We start from the raw sequence: 21,501 nt of genomic DNA, 5'->3' as shown, positions 1-21,501 counted from the left end.
TCAGCCGCGCAACTGTTTGAGCTTGCGGTACAGCGTCGCCCGGCTGATACCCAGCGCCTCGGCCGCTGCAGACACGTTGCCCTGATGGCGCGCCAAGGCGCCACGGATCAGCTCCAGCTCGTTGTCCTTGAGGCTGCCGGAAGGCGCAGTGCCGCTGGCCAGTTCGTCCAGCAGGCAGTCGGTGAGGTGATCGAGGGTCAGCACCTGCTCGCCGTCCTCGCGCATGGCCAGCGCGGTGCGCACGACCATTTCCAGCTGGCGGATGTTGCCCGGCCAGTCGAAGCCTTCGAGCAACGCGGTCAGGGCCGGGTCCAAGGTCACGCCCCGGGCATCTGACTTGTCCAGCAGCCCCTGGATGATCGCCGCCAGGTCATCACGCTCGCGCAGTGCCGGCAGGCGCAGCGACACGCCGTTGACTCGATAGTAAAGGTCTTCGCGGAAGTGCTGCTCCTGCACCAGGCGCTTGAGGTCGCGGTGCGTGGCACAGATCAATGCCACGTCGATGTCCTGCTCGTCGCCCGCCCCCAGTGGTGCCACGCGCCGTTCCTGCAGTACCCGCAACAAGCGCGCCTGCAGCGCTAGCGGCATGTCGCCGATTTCGTCGAGGAACAGCGTGCCGCCATGGGCCTGCATCAGCCGGCCGACCATGCCGCCCCGGCGCGAACCGGTGAACGCGCCTTCACGGTAACCGAACAGTTCGGACTCGATCAGCCCTTCGGGGATGGCCGCGCAGTTGACGGCCACGAACGGTTTGTCAGCGCGCGGGCTGGCCTGGTGCAGGGCCCGGGCGACAACCTCCTTGCCGGTACCGGTCTCGCCCAGCAGCAGCACCGGCAGGCCATTGCCCAGCCCCTGGCGGGCCATGCGCAGGTTGCGCGCCAGGCGCGGGTCGCCACCGGCCAGCGCGTCGAGCGCCGGCGACTGCTTGCCCGACGCCGGCTTGCTCACCGGCGTACTGCCGTTGACCCGGCCGTGGCGCGGCAACTGCAGGGCGCGGAAGTAGAACTCGCCCTTGGCCGTTTGCACACTGCTCACCCCCCCCTGCCACAGGCGGGCGATGAAGGCCGGTGACCGTTCACCCAGCAGGTCGCTGCTGCGCCGGCCCAACAGCTCATGGCGCGGCACCTGCAACAGCTGGCAGGCACTGTCGTTGGCAGCCAGCACTTCACCGTCCAGGCTCAGCGCCAGCAGGCCATGCCAGGCGCTGTTGAGGTATTGCGGGCGGCTGTGGAAGGCCAGCACCAATTGCTCCGGGTGGCACAGGCCGAACATGCGGCTTTCTATGTTGCCGGCCGCCAGCATCAGTGTCGACAGGCTGTCCTGTGGTTGCGCCATCACCCCTTCACGGGTGATGTCGAGCACGCCGATCACCTCGCCGCGCGGGTCGCGCAGGGGTACCGAAGTGCAGGAGAACGGGCTGAGGCGGTCGAGGTAATGTTCGCCGCAGTTGATCAAGGTCGGCCGGCCTTCCACCACTGCCGTGCCGATCGCGTTGGTGCCACGCAGTGATTCGCTCCAGCAACTACCCGGGTGCAGGTCCCGCAGGCCCTCGCGTTGCAGCACGTGCTTCTGCCCTTCGATGGCCAGCACATTGGCCTGGGCGTCGCCGAGAATGACGATGCCGGCCTTGCCCTGGCGCGCGACCAGGTAGTCCAGTTCGGGGGTAACGGCGTCGACCAGCAGGCGGTTGCGCTCCAGCAGCATGCGCAGGTCGTGGCCCTGCTCCAGGCCCAGGCCGACCTGCTCGCCCTGCAGGCAGTCCAGGCCATGGCCCAGGCTGCGGCGCCAGGAGGCATCGATCTCGTCGCGCAGCATGCCCAGTGGCAGCTCGCCTTCGCTGGCCAGCTTCAGGCGGGCCTGGCGGGATTCGTGCAGCGGGTCGTGGGCGTTTGTTATTAGTTGTCGCGCCATTTTCTACTCCGGCTGTACCCCGCTAGGTGGCGGGGAACGGGCTTGGGAATTTTCCGCAGTGTGCGGGAGAAATCCCTGGCCGTCATCAGGCTGAGGTAGAAGGTGGCATATGGTGACGTTTACGTAAAGGGACACGCAGGAGCGCCGCCTTGCTCAAGATCTGAAAGCTTGCACAAGCTCTGTGGGAACGGGTTCACCCGCGAGAAGGCCGTCGAGCTCGATCTGTTTTGCGACTCGGCCAGAAAGTGATGGAACTCCAAGGGGTAGGGTTAATTCGGTTCCAACGATGGTCAACGGTGTATCAACGGTTCCTATTGAGCAACGGTATCAGCGATTCATTGGGTGCCTCGAAACTTTGATACCAGCTTTGATAGGGCACCATGCATTATGTGCGCGCGCGCGTCGGAAATGCCTTCTGCCCTTAGGGAAACTCCGAACAAGTCGCCCACCAATCGGAAATGTACGGCTTGGGAATGCCGAAAAGCCCGATTTTCAGCCGCTGATTATTGGATAACCAAGGCAAAGCCTTGGTTATCTGCCCTCACGGGCGCACCTCTCCCGCAGCTGGCAATAATTGCCGGCGCACCATCCACAGATTCGACAGTGCAAACAGCGTGGTCAATTGCGCCGTATTCTTGGCCAAGCCACGGAAGCGGGTTTTCACATAGCCGAATTGGCGCTTGATCACACGGAATGGATGTTCGACCTTCGCTCGCGCCTGCGCTTTGACCTTCTCGATCTTACGTCTGGCTTTGTAGAGCACGCTGCGTTTGCTCAAGTGCTTGTAGGTACTGCGGCGGGCTGCGATCTGCCAGATCACCGGCCGCCCATCATGCTCCGGCCTTTTCTCCACGCCGGTATAACCCGCATCGGCACAGATAAAATTTTCTTCGCCATGCAACAGGTGAGCGACCTCCGTTACATCAGCCACATTCGCCGCTGTGCCGTGCACGTGGTGCACCAGGCCCGACTCGGCATCGGCACCGATATGCGCCTTCATGCCGAAGAAATACTGATTACCCTTCTTCGTCTGATGCATTTCAGGATCGCGTTTGCCTTCCTTGTTCTTGGTCGAACTGGGGGCGTGGATGATGGTGGCGTCGACGATGGTGCCCTGGCGCAACGACAGGCCCTTGTCTCGCAGGTAATTGTTGATGGTTTCCAGAATGCCCGACGCCAGTTGCTGCTTCTCCAGCAGGTGCCGGAAATTCATGATGGTCGTGTCTTCGGGGATCGGAGCGCTGAGCTTCAGTCGAGCAAACTGGCGCATTGAAGTGATCTCGTACAGCGCCTCTTCCATGGCTGGGTCGCCCAACCAGAACCAGTTCTGCAGCAGGTGAATGCGCAGCATGGTTTCCAGAGGATACGGCTTGCGACCACCGCCGGCCTTTGGGTAGTGCGGCTCAATCAACGCCATCAAACCGCTCCACGGAACCACCAACTCCATCTCGGCCAGGAAACGCTCGCGGCGGGTTTGCTTGCGCTTACCGGCGTACTCGAAATCGGAAAAGCTCATCTGACTCATGGGATGGAGGGCTTGTAGAGGGCAGTTGGACGAAGGGCTATTTCAGCACAGGTCAGATGGTCTGTGCTGACTTGATCGGAGAATCCCTAGGCCGCAGTCGCGGCGGACTGACAACCAAGATCCACATGCTCTGCGACGCTAACGGGACACCCCTGCGTTTTCTCCTCTCTGGCGGACAAGCCAGTGACATCTAAGCCCAGCTACTGGACGAGGTCAGCATTCCATCAGGCCAGCAGTGGCTGGGCATATGAGGTCAGGTGCCCGGCGAAAAGGCTGGGGCATGGCTTGGGTTTTGGGTGGGGGCTGACATCGTGCCGCGCGGCCGGCGCTCGATGTCACTGGCGCCAAGCCCGTAAGACACCGGAGATCGTCTTCCGCCCAACCAGCCGCTACCTCTCCCCCATCCAGCAACGCCTCCACCACCGCCTTGGCCGAATCCAGCCCATGGTTCATTGCTCAACAAAGATCACTACAGGTCCCCCCTGGCCAGCTCCAGCAAAAACGGTGGATGGCTGCATTCGCACCTGGAAAAACTGGAGCACGCCGTGGTGGCGCGTACGGGACAGTCAACTCCCGAAGCAGAGTAACTGACATTTTTGCTAGGTGACAAACACTCAGAACTGAATAAAGCTCAAGGCACCGAAGTTTTTTATGTGCAGTACCGGGCATGCCACATATTTATCTCAGGGTCCTACGCTCTGTGTGAAAAGTCTTGAGACTCAGGCCAGGCAAAGCTACAGCAGACGAGGAAGCGGAGTTTACAGATCGTAAACGAGCATGCCGAGGCGGTTTTCAATGCAGCATTACCGAGCATCAAAGCTTTTCACACCGGGCCTAACGCCCTCTCACCCATGGTGATAATCAAGGATAGTTCAATGGGCCGTTTCTCAGACACATTAAAAACAGGCTACAACAAAGAAGTCATCGAGAAAGCCAAACTAAAAAATGGCGATAACATAACAATTCGAGCCCTATATACAAACGACAGTACTTTTTGGAGCCTGGAGAGCGACGGGATTACAGCCGCTCAGGACAGCAGCCGAAAATACCCCAAACGTTTTGTTTTTGATGATTCCGCATTAGGTCCAGCGCATACGGAGCTTCTGAAGGACATCCATGGCATTGCGCCCGAAGTCATCACGCTCTATAGCTGCAACCCTGAAATTTACGAAAAGTATGAATCCGTTTACGAGGAGCTCCTATCTAGCATAATTGAAGCGGGAGCCTCGATAAAAACCATTGGAGAACTTGCGCGAATCTCCGCCAGCCACACACCCGTACTGATTGAACTTAAACACCCTATCGAAAATTTCGCGGAACACCATGACAGCATCGACACCCCCTGGGGATATTATGCGCATGGCGAACGTACCGACCCTATTCTTCGAAAACTGGAAAACTATAGTTTACTGGGTTATCTTGATAATAACCCGCCTTTCCTGTCAAACGCACAGCACATCACCGTATCAACAGACAAAATGCTCCGGGACGTCAAAACAGAGCTAGCGGAAAAATATCCCATCCTGAGTTATTTCTGTGCACCTGACGACGAAATCTACATCGCTACTCAACACATCCGCAAAATTTATTCGCTGGCAGCCGTAGCGGATTTCAATGCGGTAACGGAAGCGCGTACAGCAAGAAAAAACCTGATTAATGCCTTGCTTGAAGCAGGGGCAAAACCTGTCAAGCCTGTCTACGAACACGATGACTTGACCACTGAAACCGGACCACTATTGGTATTATTGGAAAGCGATCCGGAAAAAACCGACAGCCACTACGGCTATTTCGGCCTTGTCACCGCACATGACGTTTATTCAGGCAGCATTACTTTCGGTTGCAGCATCCCCTTTAAAAAAACCTTTGACGCGCTGAGCCAGCAGCACGAGTCTATCGCAAAATTCGCAGCATACGATAGTGTCGATATCGATGAGTCCGAAATCGCAGCCGTCTACACGCTGGCCGACATCAAGCTCACTGCCGAACCCGTGCCTTCAGACGCGCAGACAATTGAAGCATTATATCCGGCTGCACAATGGGCTGTTTCCGCCAGTGCATTAAATAACGACATGTTGCCCAACATGACGGGGTTTGAGCCTACCATGATCGGTGGCGGTGCTCACACGTGGTGTAGCCCAGTTTTTTTGCTAGCCGATCGCGATTTGAAACCCGGCGAATGCGTAAAAGCCTGGGTCATCAGTGAACACGATGGACGTATTCTCAAGACTGTGTCCTCTCAGGCAACGACGGACGACAACATCTTGGAAAGCTGGCCAAAGGTGTTTCTTTCAACCCTCAATGCGACGCTGGCAGTGGCAGATGGTAACCAGTGGATGTGCGCGGGTTATCTGGCAGATTCCGGCGGGATGGCAATAGCCGATACAGTTTTGCGTACCACCGACTTCTTAAGACTGGAATCATCAGAAAAACATAGGCTAAACCGCCTATGGTACTACGCGGATAACTGCCGGCTGTTCACCAATGCCCCCTTCACCGCCAATCAGGTTATCGCCTGCAACCTCCCTGATTATCCGCCCGCCGAGGGCGATACTGTCTCTGTACAAGTGCGCGACCGAACGACCCTACGCCTGTATGAAACCCATCTCTACTCAATTGCCACGGACAATGCCGCTTCAAGTACGTGGATCAACGGGTTTTGTGACTTCATTAACAAGCAGCACCTCAATGCCAATAGCCAATACGGGATGCTGCGAGCAGGTGCGTTAGCGGAAGATGGAGTAACCCTAACTGCAGCGCCCAGCGGAAACTCACTTTGGATTCCTCAGCAGTCCAACCTTTCGGTTGAACTCGACGCACTGTCATTCAGAAAGCATCGGGCAGTGAGTGCCTTTACGCCAGTGGCTGGTCAGGAAATAAAGTTTCACATGCTCGACCAATACAGCAGCACGCAGTTGCCTGGATCGCCGCTCAGCTTCACTGTCCCGCAGGGTGAGTCTGATGCCCAAGCGTGCCTCCTTTCACTGGCCGAGACGCTGCAGACGTCTGCACTGGGAGATTGCCTACGGCTCGGGGATGCTTATTCTCACAAAGGCAAACCGGACTCAGCAGACGGTTGGTGGCTGTGGCTATTGCCACTACCTGCAAGATTCATTGTAGAGGGTCTTCCCAGCCTAGGTGGCACTTATGAGCCAGCGCTTGAAACGCTGGCGGGTCAAAAACTCACGCTTCAGCAGCTGTACCAGGATTATAAGCAAGGCTTGACCTTGGCACTGACCGATCGCTGGAACGAGCAGACTGTTTCAACCTGGATGTTCACAGCGGATTCAGAGCAAACCCAGTCGCTCGCTCAATGGGTCAGGGGATTGGCCTTGCAGCTTGGGTCTCAATTCGTGCGGTGGGGCACACTGGATGCTCTACATCCGCAGCCGGTCATTGATGCAATGGATCTGTCTAATCACACGCTGTGGCTGCCTAAGGCGTTGGAGAGTGTCCTGATTGTCGGTCAAATTGAAAAAGAACCCACCCCAGCCGCGCGCTGCCTTCCTGATCTTTACCCTGAATTTACTTTCGTGCGCGATTATTTCCAGTGGGAAGAAGCAGAAGAATACGCCAGGTTGAAAGAGGAAGAACGGGCGTATGTGACCAGCTACCACACTCATTTTTCGAGCATGATCGCTTTTGGTGATGAACCTCTAACCGAGCGAGATCGAAAAGAAGTAAATCGACGAGAAGCTCGCGAACGGTTTACTCGCGAACTGATGAAGCGCCCCGACTTTGACTTCTACATACCTTCGGCCAATGTTCCTGCACTGGTAGCATCCAAGCTCTCAAGAGGCAACGAACCCTACCCACAAAAAGATGTATGGCAATTACGTACAAACTCGCAACCTCCGCATTATTCCTGGCGCGAATCTCGCGGAACATCGTATTGGACCGAGTGCGTTTCAAGTAACGACTATCAGATGACTATCGCCTTTGCGAGGCCAAACCCTGATTACTTTCCTATTGCCGCCGCGCTGAAGCTTCTTTCACTCGCAAGCAACAATCGGCTGCACACTCGGCATCTCATTCAAGCGCGCGAGCATACTCCCGATCTCGCCAACATATTGCACGCTTTCAAGGACGCGTCCTTGTTGACGGCAGAAGCTGATCTAGTGCTTGAGTGCCTCGACGCGCTGGCAAAAAAACAAATAACACCCCCTGCCAGGGATGAGAACTTTTCGGAATTTCCTGAGTATCTCATTATTGACCGAGCAGATTTTTCCGTAGAAGATCTGAGCTTATCAGACCTGTCAGATAATATCCGCGATGCAGACACGAATGACGCTACGGCCACACCTGAGGGAAATGAGTGCAGTCGAGAGCTAATTGCAGGCTTGTTAGCGACACCTGGAATCGCTGAAATCTGCAAGTTACTGGATGAAGCAGCTCTCGTCTCACGGTTGGGGCGCATCGATGAGGTCAATGCCGAGTACCTTCACCTGCAACTCACTGCAAGCGCTGTTAAAAAAGGGATTCGATTCATTTCCTACACTTCAGATTTCGCACCTGACTTACTCGTCGATGCCAATGCACCAAACGGTGGTTTTCGACTCTACATTCCGCGCTCCTCCGACATCAGACCGAACGAAGTTATTTGCAGCGCAAGCAGCGTCAGCCGAACAGGCATCGTACCAACGCGTAGAAGCCTAACTCCCGAAGGGCGACGAGTAGGCCAAGCTCCGTTCATGATTCAGAAACCCTACACTGGGCGAGACTTCAAGCCCAAGGACACGCTCTGCGCAGACTACGCCAATACCGTAGGTTCAGAGGTTTACGATGTCAGCGGCGCCAGTGAGAACGGTGTCGATGCCAAGACCGGGCTGTTCCATGCACATTATTCCGTAGCTGTAATCCGCGGGTTATCGGGCAATGGACCGGAGATAGAACTCAACCTTCACTACTGCGCCACACGCGCCAACGAAAGTGCTCTCGGAGATGGCTGGGCATTCCGCTTCAGCGCCTGGGATAACCGTTTACACAAGCTGACGCTGTACACCGGCCAAACCATCACGCTCACCGCCGATCATATTGATAAGGCAAAAGGCAACAAGCGCTTGGCCATCAACGGAGTCACATTGACAGGCGCCACAGGCAGCTTTGCTTCCCTGACAGCGTTGACAGTGATCTACCCCTCCGGCCGCCAAGAGACCTTGACCAGGCCCGCTCTCCACGACGGTCAGGAAGCCAGTAAGGACTATAAAGACGCGCTCCTTCTGAAGGTTCGCAAGATCAAGGAAAACCTGCAGAAATGGCTCCGCGAGTCTGGGCTATCGACCGAGCAGAGCAGTAACTTCCAAAGCAAACTCGACGAAATAGGCAAACTTGAAAGCGAGATGGATCGCAAGGCCTTCATCCTGACACCCAGCCAGATTTCGGCACCACAAGGCAGCACACTGACGCTGTCATGGGAAGGAAGAAAAGGCCATGTACACCTGCACTCCATCGCTGAAGGCTCCATCCAGTTGCTAACGGCAGTGCATGAACCACCCACAGCAACTGGCACTTACACCAGCCAATTCACCGTCTGGCCGGACACCGATGAGGCCTATACCGTTAGCCTCACTATCGAGGACTGCCTGCTCATTCAACTGAAACGCCAGGGCCTGCGCGATGCCTCCCCAGTACAATCAGTCGTGTTCGGCTACGAGGGAGAAGCGGTTCTGGACCGCGTGCTGTGCTCCGTAGCCGAGGATGATGGCTCACTCGAGTACGTGAGCTACGCGCCAATGTGGAAAGACTGGGACGTCAGCAACAGCATCATTCCGCTTTCCCGGGTGGTGCGCCATACCTTGTTGCCCGGCGCAGGGCAACGCCCAATCACATATATCTGGGAATGGGACGGTAATACCAGCGTACTTGCAATGAAGGAAGGCGATACCTTCAGCGGCACCCGCAGCCTGGAAACCGGTACCCATCATCATGGCCCGTCTACCCGACGGACCTGGACGCTCACCAACGGCTTCTTGGTCGAAACTCAGACCGTTGAAACAACGCCGGGACTTGCTCGCGAAACGACGACCCATACCTATCCAGAAGCGATCACCAGCACCGATCCGGCTGTCATCTATCGGTTGGCCACTCAACCAGTAAGCACAACGGTGACATTTGAAGACCTGCGCGCTCAGGTCCTGAACGACCGCAATGCGAAAAGCGTCACACCGGAGAGCCAATCATGAGTACTCATCTCGATCACGCTGCCAAAAGTGCCAAAACGCGGGCATCGAAAGAAACCACACATTTCACCTACGATGCGAATACGGCACTGCTTACGAAAGCCGTCACCGATGATGGGCAGACCACGCACCTTTGCTATTACGCAACCCAAGCCAGTGCGGATAAGCCTGATCGAAGCGATCAGGTTCCAAAGCTTAACCAATTGTTGAAAGGCTTCAGGCTTCAGCAAGGTGAAACATCCGCCTTGGCTCAACCACTTGCGTGCCCAGAAATTTTTGATGCCCTATCCCCTCCGCTTCTTGCACAGTGCAACTATGTGACGTTCCCCGATGGAAGCCGCTCGGACATCAGTGTTTCCTTGTTTGGCTACGGTCGTGCCAACAGAGACAGCCAAGGTATGTTGATTCCCGACATCATTCTGAACCTGGAGGGCGTTGAGGTAGACACTTCCAGCACACCGTGGACCCTCACAAAAGCGTCAGGCCGGGAAGGGTTGCTGGTTAGTCTGCAACAAATAGAAAACTCCGGTGGGTCTGTACAGAGCAAGACCGAGACAACCTCAACACGGTGGTACAAAAACAGTGAAACACGCCACACTCAAACATTAAAAGAAACCACAACCGTCGATTCCCTCAACGGCACGCTGTGGACAAAGGGTGAGTCGCCCTTGAAATTGGGCGCGCTGGAGTTGACGGCGATTGTTACTCAGCAGATACGCTCGGGGCGTAGCGGCCGTATCCTCCGTGAGTCAAGACAGGATGAGCTGGGCCGGCCAACTACAATGGTCTATCGCTCGCACGATTCACTTGATCGATTGCTAACCAGTACCGTCTATGCTTGGGACACTAATTGTTTCCAGTCAGGCCTTGCTAATGGCCTCGGACTGGCAGGCGTTCATCACCAGTGGAGTCAAGAGGCTGGGGGGAACTGGGTCACAACTACTGGGCCAGACGGTCGCAAAGGGCGCACTTTGCTCGATGGCCTTCAGCGCCCGGTACGCCGCGAATTGCAACGTCTGGTCAACGTCTGCGATAAAGACAACGACTTCGTATGCCTTGAAGAAATTTCGTATGGTTCCTCTGGAGAGGTTCTGGAACGCTGCACTTACGACTATCATGCAGGTGGACTGTGCATTCAAAACAAAGGGGTGAGCTTGTCTGGCGCACTGCGGGATTGGTTCTGGGAAATTAACGAACAGCACACGCAAACCGAAACAGACGGAACAACAAACCAAATAACCAGATCCGTTACAGGCACGCCACTGCTTGGAACACTGCGCAGCCAGGAAGTAACACAACATAACCATCACAACGGATGCGTCACCATCAGAGAGTCGCACCTCACATGGGACAATGTACAACAGCAGATGCAGACCGCCGGCGTAGTCACTGAAAAAATAATTAATGCACGTGGGCAATGCGAACAAATCAATGAAACCATTGGCGACTTAACCCGGGAATGGAAAAGCACCTTTGACGAACTGGGGCGGCGTACGAAGATAACGTCTCCTGACGGCACGTCGACAACCTGGACCTTCGAAGGCTTCAACACTAAACCGACTAGAATTTACATCAAATCTCCATCCGGCCAGCAAGTTCAACTTGGACAGCAAGTCTTCGATGAAACAAACAGCACAACGTGTTCCCTTACAGTGGGCACCAATGGCTCATTACGCACGTTCACATTCGAAGACAATGGATACCAGCGCCCAGACGGTATTCAGGTGTGGAACGAGAGCAGTGCAGATGGCAACGCGGTTTTCTGGTTCCATAGCGACCTGCAGCGCCCCAACAGCAAAAGAATGATTGCGTCGTTTACCTACAACGCATTCACTAAAGCCATACACATAGAGCGGCCTGCTCATAGAGCCAACCTGCAAACTCGCATCAGCACAGAGGTGTTATCCCCGCAACTGCTTGGAAACCTGACCAGGCGCCGGACGACACATGGCGTTTCCCATGAGCAATGCAGCCTTCACTCACTGCGTGGCAATGTTGAGCAAGTGCAACTCGCGAATGGTTCAGCCAAGCGAGTCTGGTCCGATGGGAGGAATCGGCGCAGCCGCGTACGCCGCGGTCACTTTGAATATCGCTATCTCTATACTGCACAGGGTTCGGTCAAGCGTATGGCCGTGGATGACTTGCGACAAGGACAACAGCTAACTGTCGATTACGATTACGATAATTTTGGCAGGGAAGTTCAACGTATTTACAGCTTGAACGGCACGACCAAGAGCAGGTATAAACTTAGCTGGTCACAAACCGGACAACTGTCGAAAAAAGAATGGTTCCGCAATGGAAACACCGAACCCTCTCGCACAGAAAATTTTTCCTACGACAAACTACGCAACGAACTTACTCACTGGACGGTGGAGGCAGCCGAAGGTTTCGAGATTGAAGATATCAATGGCAAACACATTCGAGAACAAGCTTACACCTATGACTTTATTGGCAACCTGCTTACCTGCACCACGACATTTATCGATGGCGCGGGCGAACAGCGGGCGTATGCTTATGACGACCCGTCACATCCCACCCAGCGCACCCGTGTGACCGTAGCGCTTTTCAGTGAAGATGGAAGTACTCAACCACCCACTTCCATCTCCTTTCAGACCGATAAAAATGGTAGTGCACTCAACGACATTAACGACAGCCAGTTCACGTATACCCAGACAGGACAACTACTGTCTGTTGCACAGACGCTGAACAATCAACCTGATACGACCTATGAGTACGATGAAAGTGGCCGACTAGCAGGGCAATGGGATGCCGCCAATCAGCAATGGCGTGTGCTGCATTACACCGATGATCAATTGGGTGGCGAGGTCTGGTTGAACAGCCAGAATCAACCTTTAAGCTATCGTACATTTGATGAAGAGGCTGGCTTGATCGTACAGCTTCACAAAATGGGCGAAGAAGCGGGTGACAGTCAGACCTTGTATGTTTTTCCGGATCCACAAAACAGCAGCGCCGAGGAGTACTCGTTCAATGCCTCGGGACTCTGGTCAAGTCAGTCAGTCGGCTTTACCCCTTGGGGTGAGGCCCCTCTGGAGCGCCTCAACAAGTTGAACAGTGGCCTTGGCTACAATGGCCAACGCGTCGACCCGGTGACAGGCTGTTATCACTTCGGCTCGAGGTTCTACAATCCCCGTCACCAGGCGTTTTGCCAAAGCGACAGTCTCAGCCCCTTTGAAAACGGTGGGCTGAATAATCTGGCCTACTGCGCAGGTCGTGACCCCGTAAATTGGCATGACCCGAGCGGGCATATCATGATTAGCCGGAGGGAGGCATCGGCCAATCTTTTTTCATTGGATCAAATGATCAGCGAAACCAAGCCACCCCATCATGAAGCTGCTGCATGGTGGGAATGGGCGTTACTCGCTTACGGCATGCTATTAACGGTTGGCTTGTCCGTTATCACGGGTGGTGCTGCTGGAGCATTACTGCTTGCTGCTGGCCTTGTAAGTTTCGGCCTGGGCGCAGCAGAGCTGGCGTTGCGGCAAACTAACCCGGATCTTTCAAAAAAACTGGGGTGGGGTTCTCTGGCAGCCAATTTTCTTGATGCAGGCGCCAAAGGTATTGGCAAAGCTGGGCTGTGGCTGGTCAGAGTCGTACGCAGAGCAAGCCGTGGAGTGGTTCAACTGCGAAACGCGATAAAAATGGGGGGCCTAAAAGCACTCTTCAAATCCTCACAGACCTATCATGCCCTCTGCACCAAGCTTCCGACCACGCCGACTGCGCTCACGAACACGCTTGACAATGGCGTAACACAATCTGGAATGACCATTGAGCGATTGGGCGGAAATATCCTCGATAACACCAGTATCCTGTTCCCCAGCAACCCAGGTGGAAATGGTGGCCTATGGATCGGGATCGACGATTTTAATGTAAAGGCATCCCTTGGGGAAAACCTGTCTCGAATGGCTGCAAGCACTAAGCGCCTGAATAAGACACTCTTGGATGTAGACAACGTAATAGCAACTATTGCTAAAGCCACAGCATCGCACGCTTTAACAACCGCACAAAGCTCTATTGCGGAGCTGAAGTCTATAAGCTCCGCTATCTCTAGCCATCACACCAAAACTGCAAAACTTATCGCAGATCTGATTGATGCCGAGACTGCAGTCCAAGCAGCGGCACTCCCCATTGCCAAGGTAGAGAAACTTCGGGCCAACTGGACGCGTATTACAAAACGCGTCAATGAGATGCCTAATCAAAGCAGTGCCAATACCGATGTCATTTTAGACTTTTTAAAAAAGCACAACTATCGCCCAGCCTGTTACAAACAACTCACACCTCTAAATCCTTTTAAAAACACGAAGAAAGCAAACAAAATAGCACTCGCCGAAACCGCTAAGCTAATCGAGGCGGATCGCGCCAGTGCGCGAACCGCATTGGATACCGCCAGTCAAGCGCAAAAGCAGATACAAGACACCGTTACAGACATTATCAATCACACTAACTCTCTGCAAATGAAGCTGTCTCGCTGCAGACGTGCTGTCACTGCCGCAGTAGAGAACGCCATCAACCACATTACTGATACCGATTTACGAACGGTCGCGAAAGAACAATCTTATTTGCTGGGCCCCAGTTTACTACAGTGTGACTTCACATCCACCGCCCCTCTTACCCGGCTTATCGTCATGGCTCATGGTTCACCTGCCAAAGCAACCGTACACGGCGGCGTCACAGCGCGAGTACAAATTGCTGATCGCGCCCCAAGAGTTACTGGCGGCCGGACATTAAAACGGTATTCTTACTGGGATGGACAAAAACTATATAATGAACTGAAAGCGCTTAAAGATCCAACTGGAAAATCCCTGATAAACTTTGACGACATTGACATCGTCCAGCTAAAAATATGCCACTCCGCAGATGGCAATACACATTCTCTCGCCCGGGATTTCTCAGACGCAAGCAAAAAAGTAACGCAAGCATATGTCGGCGAGCTTACAGTCAACTACAACATCGATTCCATCGGCTTCATTGCCAACCATATAGTGACAAAGTCAAATGCCGCCCTAGCACCAGGAAACCCCGGTTGGATAACCTATCCGGATGCAGTGAAACAAGCCACTCAATACATTCATGACAGTATGTATTTGAGATCACTAAAATTGAAAAGCAACCCTATGCTGCATGATGTAACCTACAATAAACGTTATTTCTTTCCAACCAATACAAATCTCCCACAAAATCACACCGATATTAAACTTTACGTCCGAGACTGTTAAAACCACAGTGGGAAATTAACAATAGATTGTGTAATCTGCACCGGCTTCTTCTCAGCGGTTCGACGCCACGATAAACCCGCTACTACCGGGATATCAACACACCGGTAGGAGCGGGTTCACCCGCGAAGAGGCCCTCAAGCTCAATCAGGCTGTTGATTCTGGCTCAGGTACTTGTCCACCGTAGCCTGCCCCTCCCCCGCATCCCCCGCCACCTGCCACAGCCGCCGTTCAATCCCCTGCGCCAGCAAGTGCCCCACCGCCGCCTCGATCGCCGACAGCACGCACAACTGCGCCGGTTCGTTGGTGGTGTACCCCACCTCGGCCTCGAGCAGCTTTTTGAACTCGATGAACTTGAACACCCCGGCACTACGGCCGACCGAATAGATGGTCTTGCTGGTCATCACATTGGCCAGCACCTGCCCGGTGCGCACGTCCACCGCGCGCAGGTTCACGGTCACCTGGTCGACGCGGTACTCGCGGGAGATGTCTATACCCAGGTAACGAGCGCCCTCGCCGCCGCTGCGCACGTTGGTGTCGTAGGCGATGATGCCGCCCTCCAGCATCAGGTTGGCGGCCTGCAGCGGTGGCAGCTCGCCCATGATGTTTTCCGGCACGTCGGGCTTTTTCTGCGAAGCACGGATGATCTTGCGCTCGGTCAGCAGGTTCTGCAGGCCTTCACGCTCCAGCACCACGAACCAGCCGCTGGCGTTCAGGGCGTCCATCAGCATGCTTGCCGCGCCCTGGGTGACGCTGGTGGAGAACGAGCTGGCCGGGGTCGGCTTGTACTGCCCGGTCTGGTCGCGGAAACCGTACACCACCGCCATCAACCGGCCCTTGGGCCGTGGCATGTTGATCAGGTCGTAGTAGGTCGACGCACGGGGGGTCAGGGTCGGGGTTTCCGAGTCCTGTTCGGCGGGCATCGGTTCGCGCAGGCCACAACCGTGCAGACCCAGGACGGTGAGGATCAGCAGCGTGCTCAGCAGACGTTTCATGGTGTTCTCTCCCCAACAAATAGCCTTGCCCCCTCAAGGGTTCAGGCCGCTGACCTCAATGATCGAAATTTCTCCTGTGGCGCGATCGGTGACCTTGATACTCAAGGCCCCGGAATCGTCGATGACGTCGATGAGAAACGCATCGGTCGCCATGCTGCCGGTGTTGCCGTTACTGATGTTGTCCAGCAACTGCGACAACATCCGCGACTCCAGCTGGTTGCTGAAGCGCTCCAGGGCCGTGGTGCCGGTAAAGGCCGAGGAACGGTCCTTGAGGTCGGGGTCGTCGTAGTCGTTCTGCGCCTGGGCGTTGTTCAGCAACCAGGTGCCATTGAGCGGGTTGCCGCCAAAGGCCGGGTTGACCGGGGTGTACACCAGCTCGGTGGCCTGGACGGCACATGCGCTGGCAAACAGGCAGGCGGCGATGCAACGGGGTATGTGGTACTTCATAGCTCGTCCCTCTCCAGATCGGTGGTGTCCTGCAGCAGGCGTTGCAACTTGCGTTGGATGATTTGCTGCTTGACCAGGTCGGCTGCTGCAACGGCCTCGTCCTTGAGCTCGGTGGTGTTCGGCGGCAGGAAGCGGCGGTACACCACCTCACGCTCGAATTCCACGGTGACCAGGCTGCCCCAACGGGCATCCGGGCGTTCGCGCACCACCAGGTTGAAATCAAGCCGGCTGGTGGCGCGCAGGCGGTCGGCGAAGTAGTAGTAAAAGTCGTGGCCGATGTGCGAGATGGTGTTGTCGACGATGAAGCCTTGCATCTCGTCCTCGTCCCCGGCCCTGGCCGAGGTGGCCAGCACTGCCACCAGCAGCAGGCCCAGGCACAGCGCGGCCAGGCGGCTCATGGCGTGTCTCCCGGGCCGGCATGGGTCTGCACGCCACCGGCACTTTCGGTAAAGGCCTGCTCGGCGACGAACTGCCAGTCGCTGTAATGTTCCAGCCCATCGAAACCGCTCCATTCGGCGCTGAAGCCACTGCGCTTGAACGGGGTGGCGTCCGAGCGGCTGTGCACGCCGGTGATGCGGCCATCGATCGAGCGCAGCAGGCCCCAATCGTCACTGTTGGTGATGGGGTCTGGGTACAGCCGGCGAATGTGCCGCCTGGCCTGCGGGAAGCGGTTGTCCTGCAGCAGGTCGGCCAGTTCCTGCGGATACTGGGCCAGCCCCGGCGAGGCGCGGTAGTAGCTGCGCAGGGCCTGGGCATACTGGCTGCCCACCCACAACAGCTGGCGTTCGCGGTCACGCTGGGCGGCACTGGCCCAGAGCGTGCCGGTGGCGGCCAGGGCCACGCTGCTGACCGCAATCAGCAGCAACACGCCCAGGTAGGTAAAGCCGGCGTCGGCCTTACCATTCCGCGAACAGGCTGCCATCGCGCGCCCTCCCTGTGGCACCGCTCTTGATATCGGCCACGCCGCCGGCCACGCCTTCGGGCGGTGGCACCAGCTGCCAGGCATCGCTGCGCTCGGTGATCGGGTCGATCGGGGTGTTGCGCAGGTAACGCTGCTCCACCAACTGCTCCAGCGAGTCGGGGTAGTGGCCGGTGTCGCCGTAGTAGTGGTCCAGCGCCTCGCGCAGCACCGCCAGGCTCTGGCGCAGGGTGGCTTCGCGGGAGCTTTCCAGGCTGTTGAAGTAGCGCGGCATGGCGATGGTCATCAGCGTGGCGATGATCGCCAGCACCACCAGCAGTTCGATCAGGGTGAAGCCTTTGCTGCGTTTCATGGCTGTCACCATTGCCCGTAGGGGATGTTGTTCAGGCCTTTGCCGCGGGCCTTGGAATACACGTCGAACACGTCTTCGCCTTCGCGCGGGTTGTCGGGGCTGCTGTCGTAGGCGCGCAGCCCCCACCCGCCTTCGTCCTCACCCTTGGCCGCCACCAGCGGGTCGTGCGGGATGCGCCGCAGGAAGTAGAACTTGGCGCCCTTGGCGCTGCGCACATCGCGCACGCCGTCGACCAGCACCTGCAGGTTCGGCGGGTAGCCGCTGGCGTCCAGGCGCTTCTCGATGTAGCCGGCATCGAACGCGCGCTTGTAGGCGTCGATGGCGTCGCGAATCTGGTACAGCGCCTCGCGCAGCTGCTGTTCCTTGCCGCGGCGCACCACGGTTTCGGTCAGCGGCGCGGCCATGCTGGCAAGCAGCCCGAGCAGTGCCAGGGTCAGCACCACCTCGATCAGGCTGAAGCCCTGCATGCGGCGCTGCGCGATCATGGCCGCGGGCTCCCTTTGGCCGGGGCGATCGCCATCTGGCTTTCCACCACCGGGGCATCGGTGGCCGGGGCATTGCCAGGCACATCCGCCGGCGGCAACGGCGCCATCTGCCGCACCTGCATGGCCGACTCGGTGCCGGTGGCGAACTCCATGTCCGACGGGCTCTGGTACGGCAGGTTGCGCACGATGCGCGGGGTGATCGCCAGCACCAGCTCCGACTTGCTCATGTCATCCTTGTTGCTGCCGAACAGCCGGCCCAGACCGGGAATGTCGCCAAGGCCCGGGATCTTGTTGCCGCTGGCGTTGTGGTCGTTGCGCACCAGGCCGGCCAGCACCTGGGTTTCGCCATCGTGCAGGCGCAGGGTGGTCTGGGCGTTGCGGGTGTCGACCTGGACCGGGATGGTGCCCTGGCGCGTGGCTTCCAGCGGGGTGGCGTTGCTCACCTCCAGGGCTACCTTGATCGCCACTTCGTTGTTCAGGTGCACGGTGGGCTGCACCTCAAGCTTCAGGCCCACGTCCAGGTAGGTGACGCTTTCGGTGATCACCGGGCCCTGGGTGGACGGCACCGAGGTGGCGCTGATGATCGGTACCCGCTGGCCGATGTGGATGCGCGCCTGCTCACGGTTGCTGACGCGGATCACCGGGCTGGCCAAGGTGTTGATGTCCTTGTCCTGGGCGTTGATCTTGGCCTGCGGCGCCGGCGCGATGCTGATGCGGCTGGAGTCGATGCCCTTGAGCTGGTCGAGCACGCTCACCGGCTGGCCGTCGGAGCTCAGCACGCCGAAGGTGTTGGGCCATTGCAGGCCGAGGTCGAGGATGCGCGAGGTGGCCACTTCCATCACCTCCACTTCCAGCACCACCTCGGGGTTGGACTGGTCCTGCGACTGCAGCAGCTTCTCGGCCATGCGCACGGCATCGGGGGTATCGCGCATGGTCAGGGTGTTGAGGCGTTCGTCGACGAACACGTCGCGGGTCTTGAGCATGGTCTTGACCATGTTCAGCGCAGTGTTGGAGTCGATGCTGGTCAGGTAGAAGGTGCGCATGACCAGTTCCTGGTAGTCCTTGGTCTTCTGCGGCGAGTCGGGGTAGATCATCAGGGTGTTTTCGTTGACGATCTTCTGCCGCAGCTGGTTCTGTTCCAGCAGCAGCGCCACGGCGTCCTCGATGCGCAACTCGCGCACGAAGATGGTGGCCTTCATGTCCGGGCGCATGTCCTTGTCGAAGATGAAGTTGATGCCGGCGACCTGGGACAGCACCTCGAAGATGGTCTTCAGGTTGGCATCGCGAAACTCCAGGGTCACCGGCCGCTCCAGCTTGCTGCGCAGCTGCGGGAACGGTTGCGCGGTGCGCGCCTGCACGTTCTCGATGTCGCTGCGCAGGGCAATGCCCTTCTGGTTCTGCGGGTCCAGGCGCAGCACTTCGCGCATGTAGCGCTCGGCACCGAACAGGTCGCCCTGGCGCAGCGCCGCCTGGCCCAGCGCCACGCGCTCGTCGAGGGTGCGGATCAGCTCCAGCTGGCGGATGCCTTCCTGGGCGCGGCGGTTGTTCGGCTCCAGGGTCAGCACCCGGCCATAGCCCATGCGGGCGCTGGCGAAGTCGTGGCGGATGCGGTCGGCGTCGGCCTGGGTCAGCAGCGCTTCGACCGCGGCCTGGCGGCTGTGGGCCAGGGCGATGTTCAGCTCGGTGTCACGCGGGTCCTCGCGCAGGGCTTCTTCCAGGCGGGCGATGCCGGCTTCGTACTGGCCCTCCTTCATCAGCTGGTCGCTGTCCTTGCGTACCGCGCTGGAGCCGCAGCCGGCAATGGCCACGCACAGCGCCACTAGCAGGAACGGAGCCGGTTTGCACAGCTTTGACGACTTCATGGTGCGCTCCCTACAGACAAAGTCTGCGACTGATGCAAAGGCAGGTAGACCAGGTGCAGCTCGCTGGCCGATACCCGTTCGAGGCGGTAGGTGTCTTCGATCACGTCGCCCTGGCGCACGACGTAGAGTTTTTCGCCGCTCTGCAGGAAGATCTGCAGGTCGTCGCGGTCGCCGATGCGGCCAATGAACTGGAATGGCAGGGCCGGGGCAGTCGGGGCTTCGGCTACGGCGGGTGCGGTGACCACGGGTTGTTCGGTGACGGTGGCCAGGGCCTGGGGTTTGGTCCATTGCTGGGTTGGGAAGAGATCTCTTGAGGCTTGTTCCGGCCCTTTCGCGGGTAAACCCGCTCCCACAGGGACCGTGGATACCGCCGATTTTGTGGGAGTGGGTTTGCCCGCGAAGGGGGCAACACTGTCTTCCTCGCCGAACCAATGGCCCGGGGCCCAGGCCAGCGCCGCGCTCACGCCGAGGAAGCCAACCCAGATGACAGCACGTTGTGTGTTCATCACGACCTCGACAGGTAAAGGGTCATGCGCAGGCGGGCGTTGAGCTCGCTGTCGCCAATGCGTTTGCGTTGCAGCTCCAGGTCTTCCAGTACCAGGGTCGGCAACTGCTTGAGCAGGCCCCTGAGGAAGCCGCGAATCTGCGGGTAGCTGCCGCGCACCGGCAGCACGATCTGGTAACGCGCCAGTTGCGTCCTGGGGTCGATGCCCAGGGCATATTCGCCACGCGCCAGGCTGATATGCTCGGCACTGGCCAAGTGGTACAGGCGCTCGATCAGCTCGCTGGCCCGGGGCTGCCCCGGCAGTTGCTGGCGCAGGCTGTCGAGGGCCTGCTGCTCGGGTTTGATGGCGATTTTCAGCTCGCCACGCCTGACCCGCTCGACCTGCACGCTGGCGTCCGCTTCGGCGGCGCGCAGTTCGCGCAGGTTCTGCCATTGCGGCACCACCCCACCGCACAGCACGCCAACGGCCAGCAGGCCCACCGCAACCGCAGCCAGGCCGACCGGGCCGACGCGACGCAGGCGTTCCTGGAGGATCAGGCTGTTCAGCGATTCACGGGCGCGCATGGCCGGTCTCCCAGGTGGCGGTGAGGGTGAAGCGCACCGGGTGCTCGGGCTGCGCGGCCAGCACCTCGTGGTTGAGCAGCGACACATCGCTGAGCTCGGCACTGGCTTCCAGGCGCTGGTGGTACTGCAGCATCGCTTCCAGGTTGCGCGCCTCGGCGGTGATGCGCAGCTGGCCTTTGCGCGCGTCGGGGGCCAGGCTGAGCAGCGCCACATCGTCCTGGGGTTGCGCTTCAAGCATGGCGAACAGCTGCTGCCAGGGCCGTTGCAGCTGCTGCGACACGCTTTGCATCTGCGCCAGGCGCTCGGCCTGTTCGCGGCTGGCGGCGCTGCCCAGCGGTGCGACAGTGGCCGGGCGACGGCCCAGTTGCTGCTCCAGGCTTTGCACGCTGGCCTCCACTTCGACCTGCTCGGCCTGCAAGCTTTGTTGCAGCAGCACCAGGCCGGCGACCATGGCACTCGCCACGGCCAGCAGCGACCAGGCCAACGGGCTGTTGCGCCGGGGCTGGAATTCCAGGTCGAGGCGGCGCAT

Annotated in this window: 14 protein-coding genes and 1 pseudogene; 3 read left to right on the top strand and 12 right to left on the bottom strand. The window is 57.9% G+C overall.

Annotated elements, in window-relative coordinates; translation table 11 throughout:
- Both RYH74_RS07495 and RYH74_RS07490 read right to left on the bottom strand, forming a co-directional pair.
- The gene (locus RYH74_RS07495) at positions 1-1,911 is read right to left on the bottom strand and encodes a sigma-54-dependent Fis family transcriptional regulator (RefSeq protein ID WP_075045053.1); all 1,911 of its coding nucleotides are present in this window, start codon (positions 1,909-1,911) and stop codon (positions 1-3) included.
- A gap of 541 nt (positions 1,912-2,452) precedes the next feature.
- On the bottom strand, positions 2,453-3,436 hold the full coding sequence (locus RYH74_RS07490; protein WP_317409183.1) for an IS5 family transposase: 984 nt from the start codon (positions 3,434-3,436) through the stop codon (positions 2,453-2,455).
- An 80-nt stretch (positions 3,437-3,516) separates the two neighbouring features.
- Here RYH74_RS07490 and RYH74_RS07485 point away from each other — a divergent pair.
- The 3 genes and pseudogenes from RYH74_RS07485 to RYH74_RS07475 form a co-directional block, all read left to right on the top strand.
- Positions 3,517-3,627 (top strand): annotated as a pseudogene (locus tag RYH74_RS07485) (IS5/IS1182 family transposase); the annotation flags it as partial.
- A 684-nt stretch (positions 3,628-4,311) separates the two neighbouring features.
- Entirely contained in the window at positions 4,312-9,615 is a 5,304-nt protein-coding gene (locus RYH74_RS07480; RefSeq protein ID WP_317409182.1) for a hypothetical protein, read from the top strand.
- Positions 9,612-14,846: an RHS repeat-associated core domain-containing protein gene (locus tag RYH74_RS07475; RefSeq protein ID WP_317409181.1), complete on the top strand. Its 5,235-nt coding sequence runs from the start codon at positions 9,612-9,614 to the stop codon at positions 14,844-14,846. The genes RYH74_RS07480 and RYH74_RS07475 overlap by 4 nt, the downstream gene beginning before the upstream one ends.
- Positions 14,847-14,986: 140 nt before the next feature.
- Here RYH74_RS07475 and RYH74_RS07470 read toward each other — a convergent pair whose 3' ends face one another.
- Genes RYH74_RS07470 through RYH74_RS07425 form a run of 10 tightly spaced genes read right to left on the bottom strand, consistent with a single transcriptional unit; the run spans position 14,987 to position 21,501 of the window.
- Positions 14,987-15,838, bottom strand: a complete 852-nt coding sequence (locus RYH74_RS07470) for a CsgG/HfaB family protein (protein WP_317409180.1) — start codon at positions 15,836-15,838, stop codon at positions 14,987-14,989.
- A gap of 33 nt (positions 15,839-15,871) precedes the next feature.
- A complete protein-coding gene (locus tag RYH74_RS07465) occupies positions 15,872-16,285 on the bottom strand; it encodes a curli assembly protein CsgF (protein WP_075045050.1) in 414 nt (137 codons plus the stop codon).
- On the bottom strand, positions 16,282-16,683 hold the full coding sequence (csgE, locus tag RYH74_RS07460; protein WP_013972855.1) for a curli production assembly/transport protein CsgE: 402 nt from the start codon (positions 16,681-16,683) through the stop codon (positions 16,282-16,284). The genes RYH74_RS07465 and csgE overlap by 4 nt, the downstream gene beginning before the upstream one ends.
- Positions 16,680-17,207, bottom strand: a complete 528-nt coding sequence (locus RYH74_RS07455; protein WP_013972856.1) for a type II secretion system protein — start codon at positions 17,205-17,207, stop codon at positions 16,680-16,682. Before RYH74_RS07455 ends, csgE begins: the two co-directional genes overlap by 4 nt.
- On the bottom strand, positions 17,182-17,556 hold the full coding sequence (locus RYH74_RS07450; protein WP_024087221.1) for a type II secretion system protein: 375 nt from the start codon (positions 17,554-17,556) through the stop codon (positions 17,182-17,184). Before RYH74_RS07450 ends, RYH74_RS07455 begins: the two co-directional genes overlap by 26 nt.
- A gap of 5 nt (positions 17,557-17,561) precedes the next feature.
- The gene (locus RYH74_RS07445; RefSeq protein WP_015270589.1) at positions 17,562-18,041 is read right to left on the bottom strand and encodes a type II secretion system protein; all 480 of its coding nucleotides are present in this window, start codon (positions 18,039-18,041) and stop codon (positions 17,562-17,564) included.
- Entirely contained in the window at positions 18,038-19,903 is a 1,866-nt protein-coding gene (locus tag RYH74_RS07440) for a secretin N-terminal domain-containing protein (protein WP_025339365.1), read from the bottom strand. Before RYH74_RS07440 ends, RYH74_RS07445 begins: the two co-directional genes overlap by 4 nt.
- Positions 19,900-20,409 (bottom strand): hypothetical protein, encoded by a 510-nt coding sequence (locus RYH74_RS07435; RefSeq protein WP_286101780.1) that lies wholly within the window; start codon positions 20,407-20,409, stop codon positions 19,900-19,902. Before RYH74_RS07435 ends, RYH74_RS07440 begins: the two co-directional genes overlap by 4 nt.
- A complete protein-coding gene (locus RYH74_RS07430; protein ID WP_085615416.1) occupies positions 20,409-20,972 on the bottom strand; it encodes a GspMb/PilO family protein in 564 nt (187 codons plus the stop codon). Before RYH74_RS07430 ends, RYH74_RS07435 begins: the two co-directional genes overlap by 1 nt.
- Positions 20,959-21,501, bottom strand: coding sequence for a PilN domain-containing protein (locus RYH74_RS07425; protein ID WP_317409178.1), 543 nt, complete (start codon positions 21,499-21,501; stop codon positions 20,959-20,961). Before RYH74_RS07425 ends, RYH74_RS07430 begins: the two co-directional genes overlap by 14 nt.

This window comes from Pseudomonas sp. LSJ-87 (assembly GCF_032971465.1).
Lineage (GTDB): Bacteria > Pseudomonadota > Gammaproteobacteria > Pseudomonadales > Pseudomonadaceae > Aquipseudomonas > Aquipseudomonas putida_Z.
The sequence above is the reverse complement of the archived record's forward strand: the minus strand, read 5'-3'. Positions and strand labels throughout refer to the sequence as shown.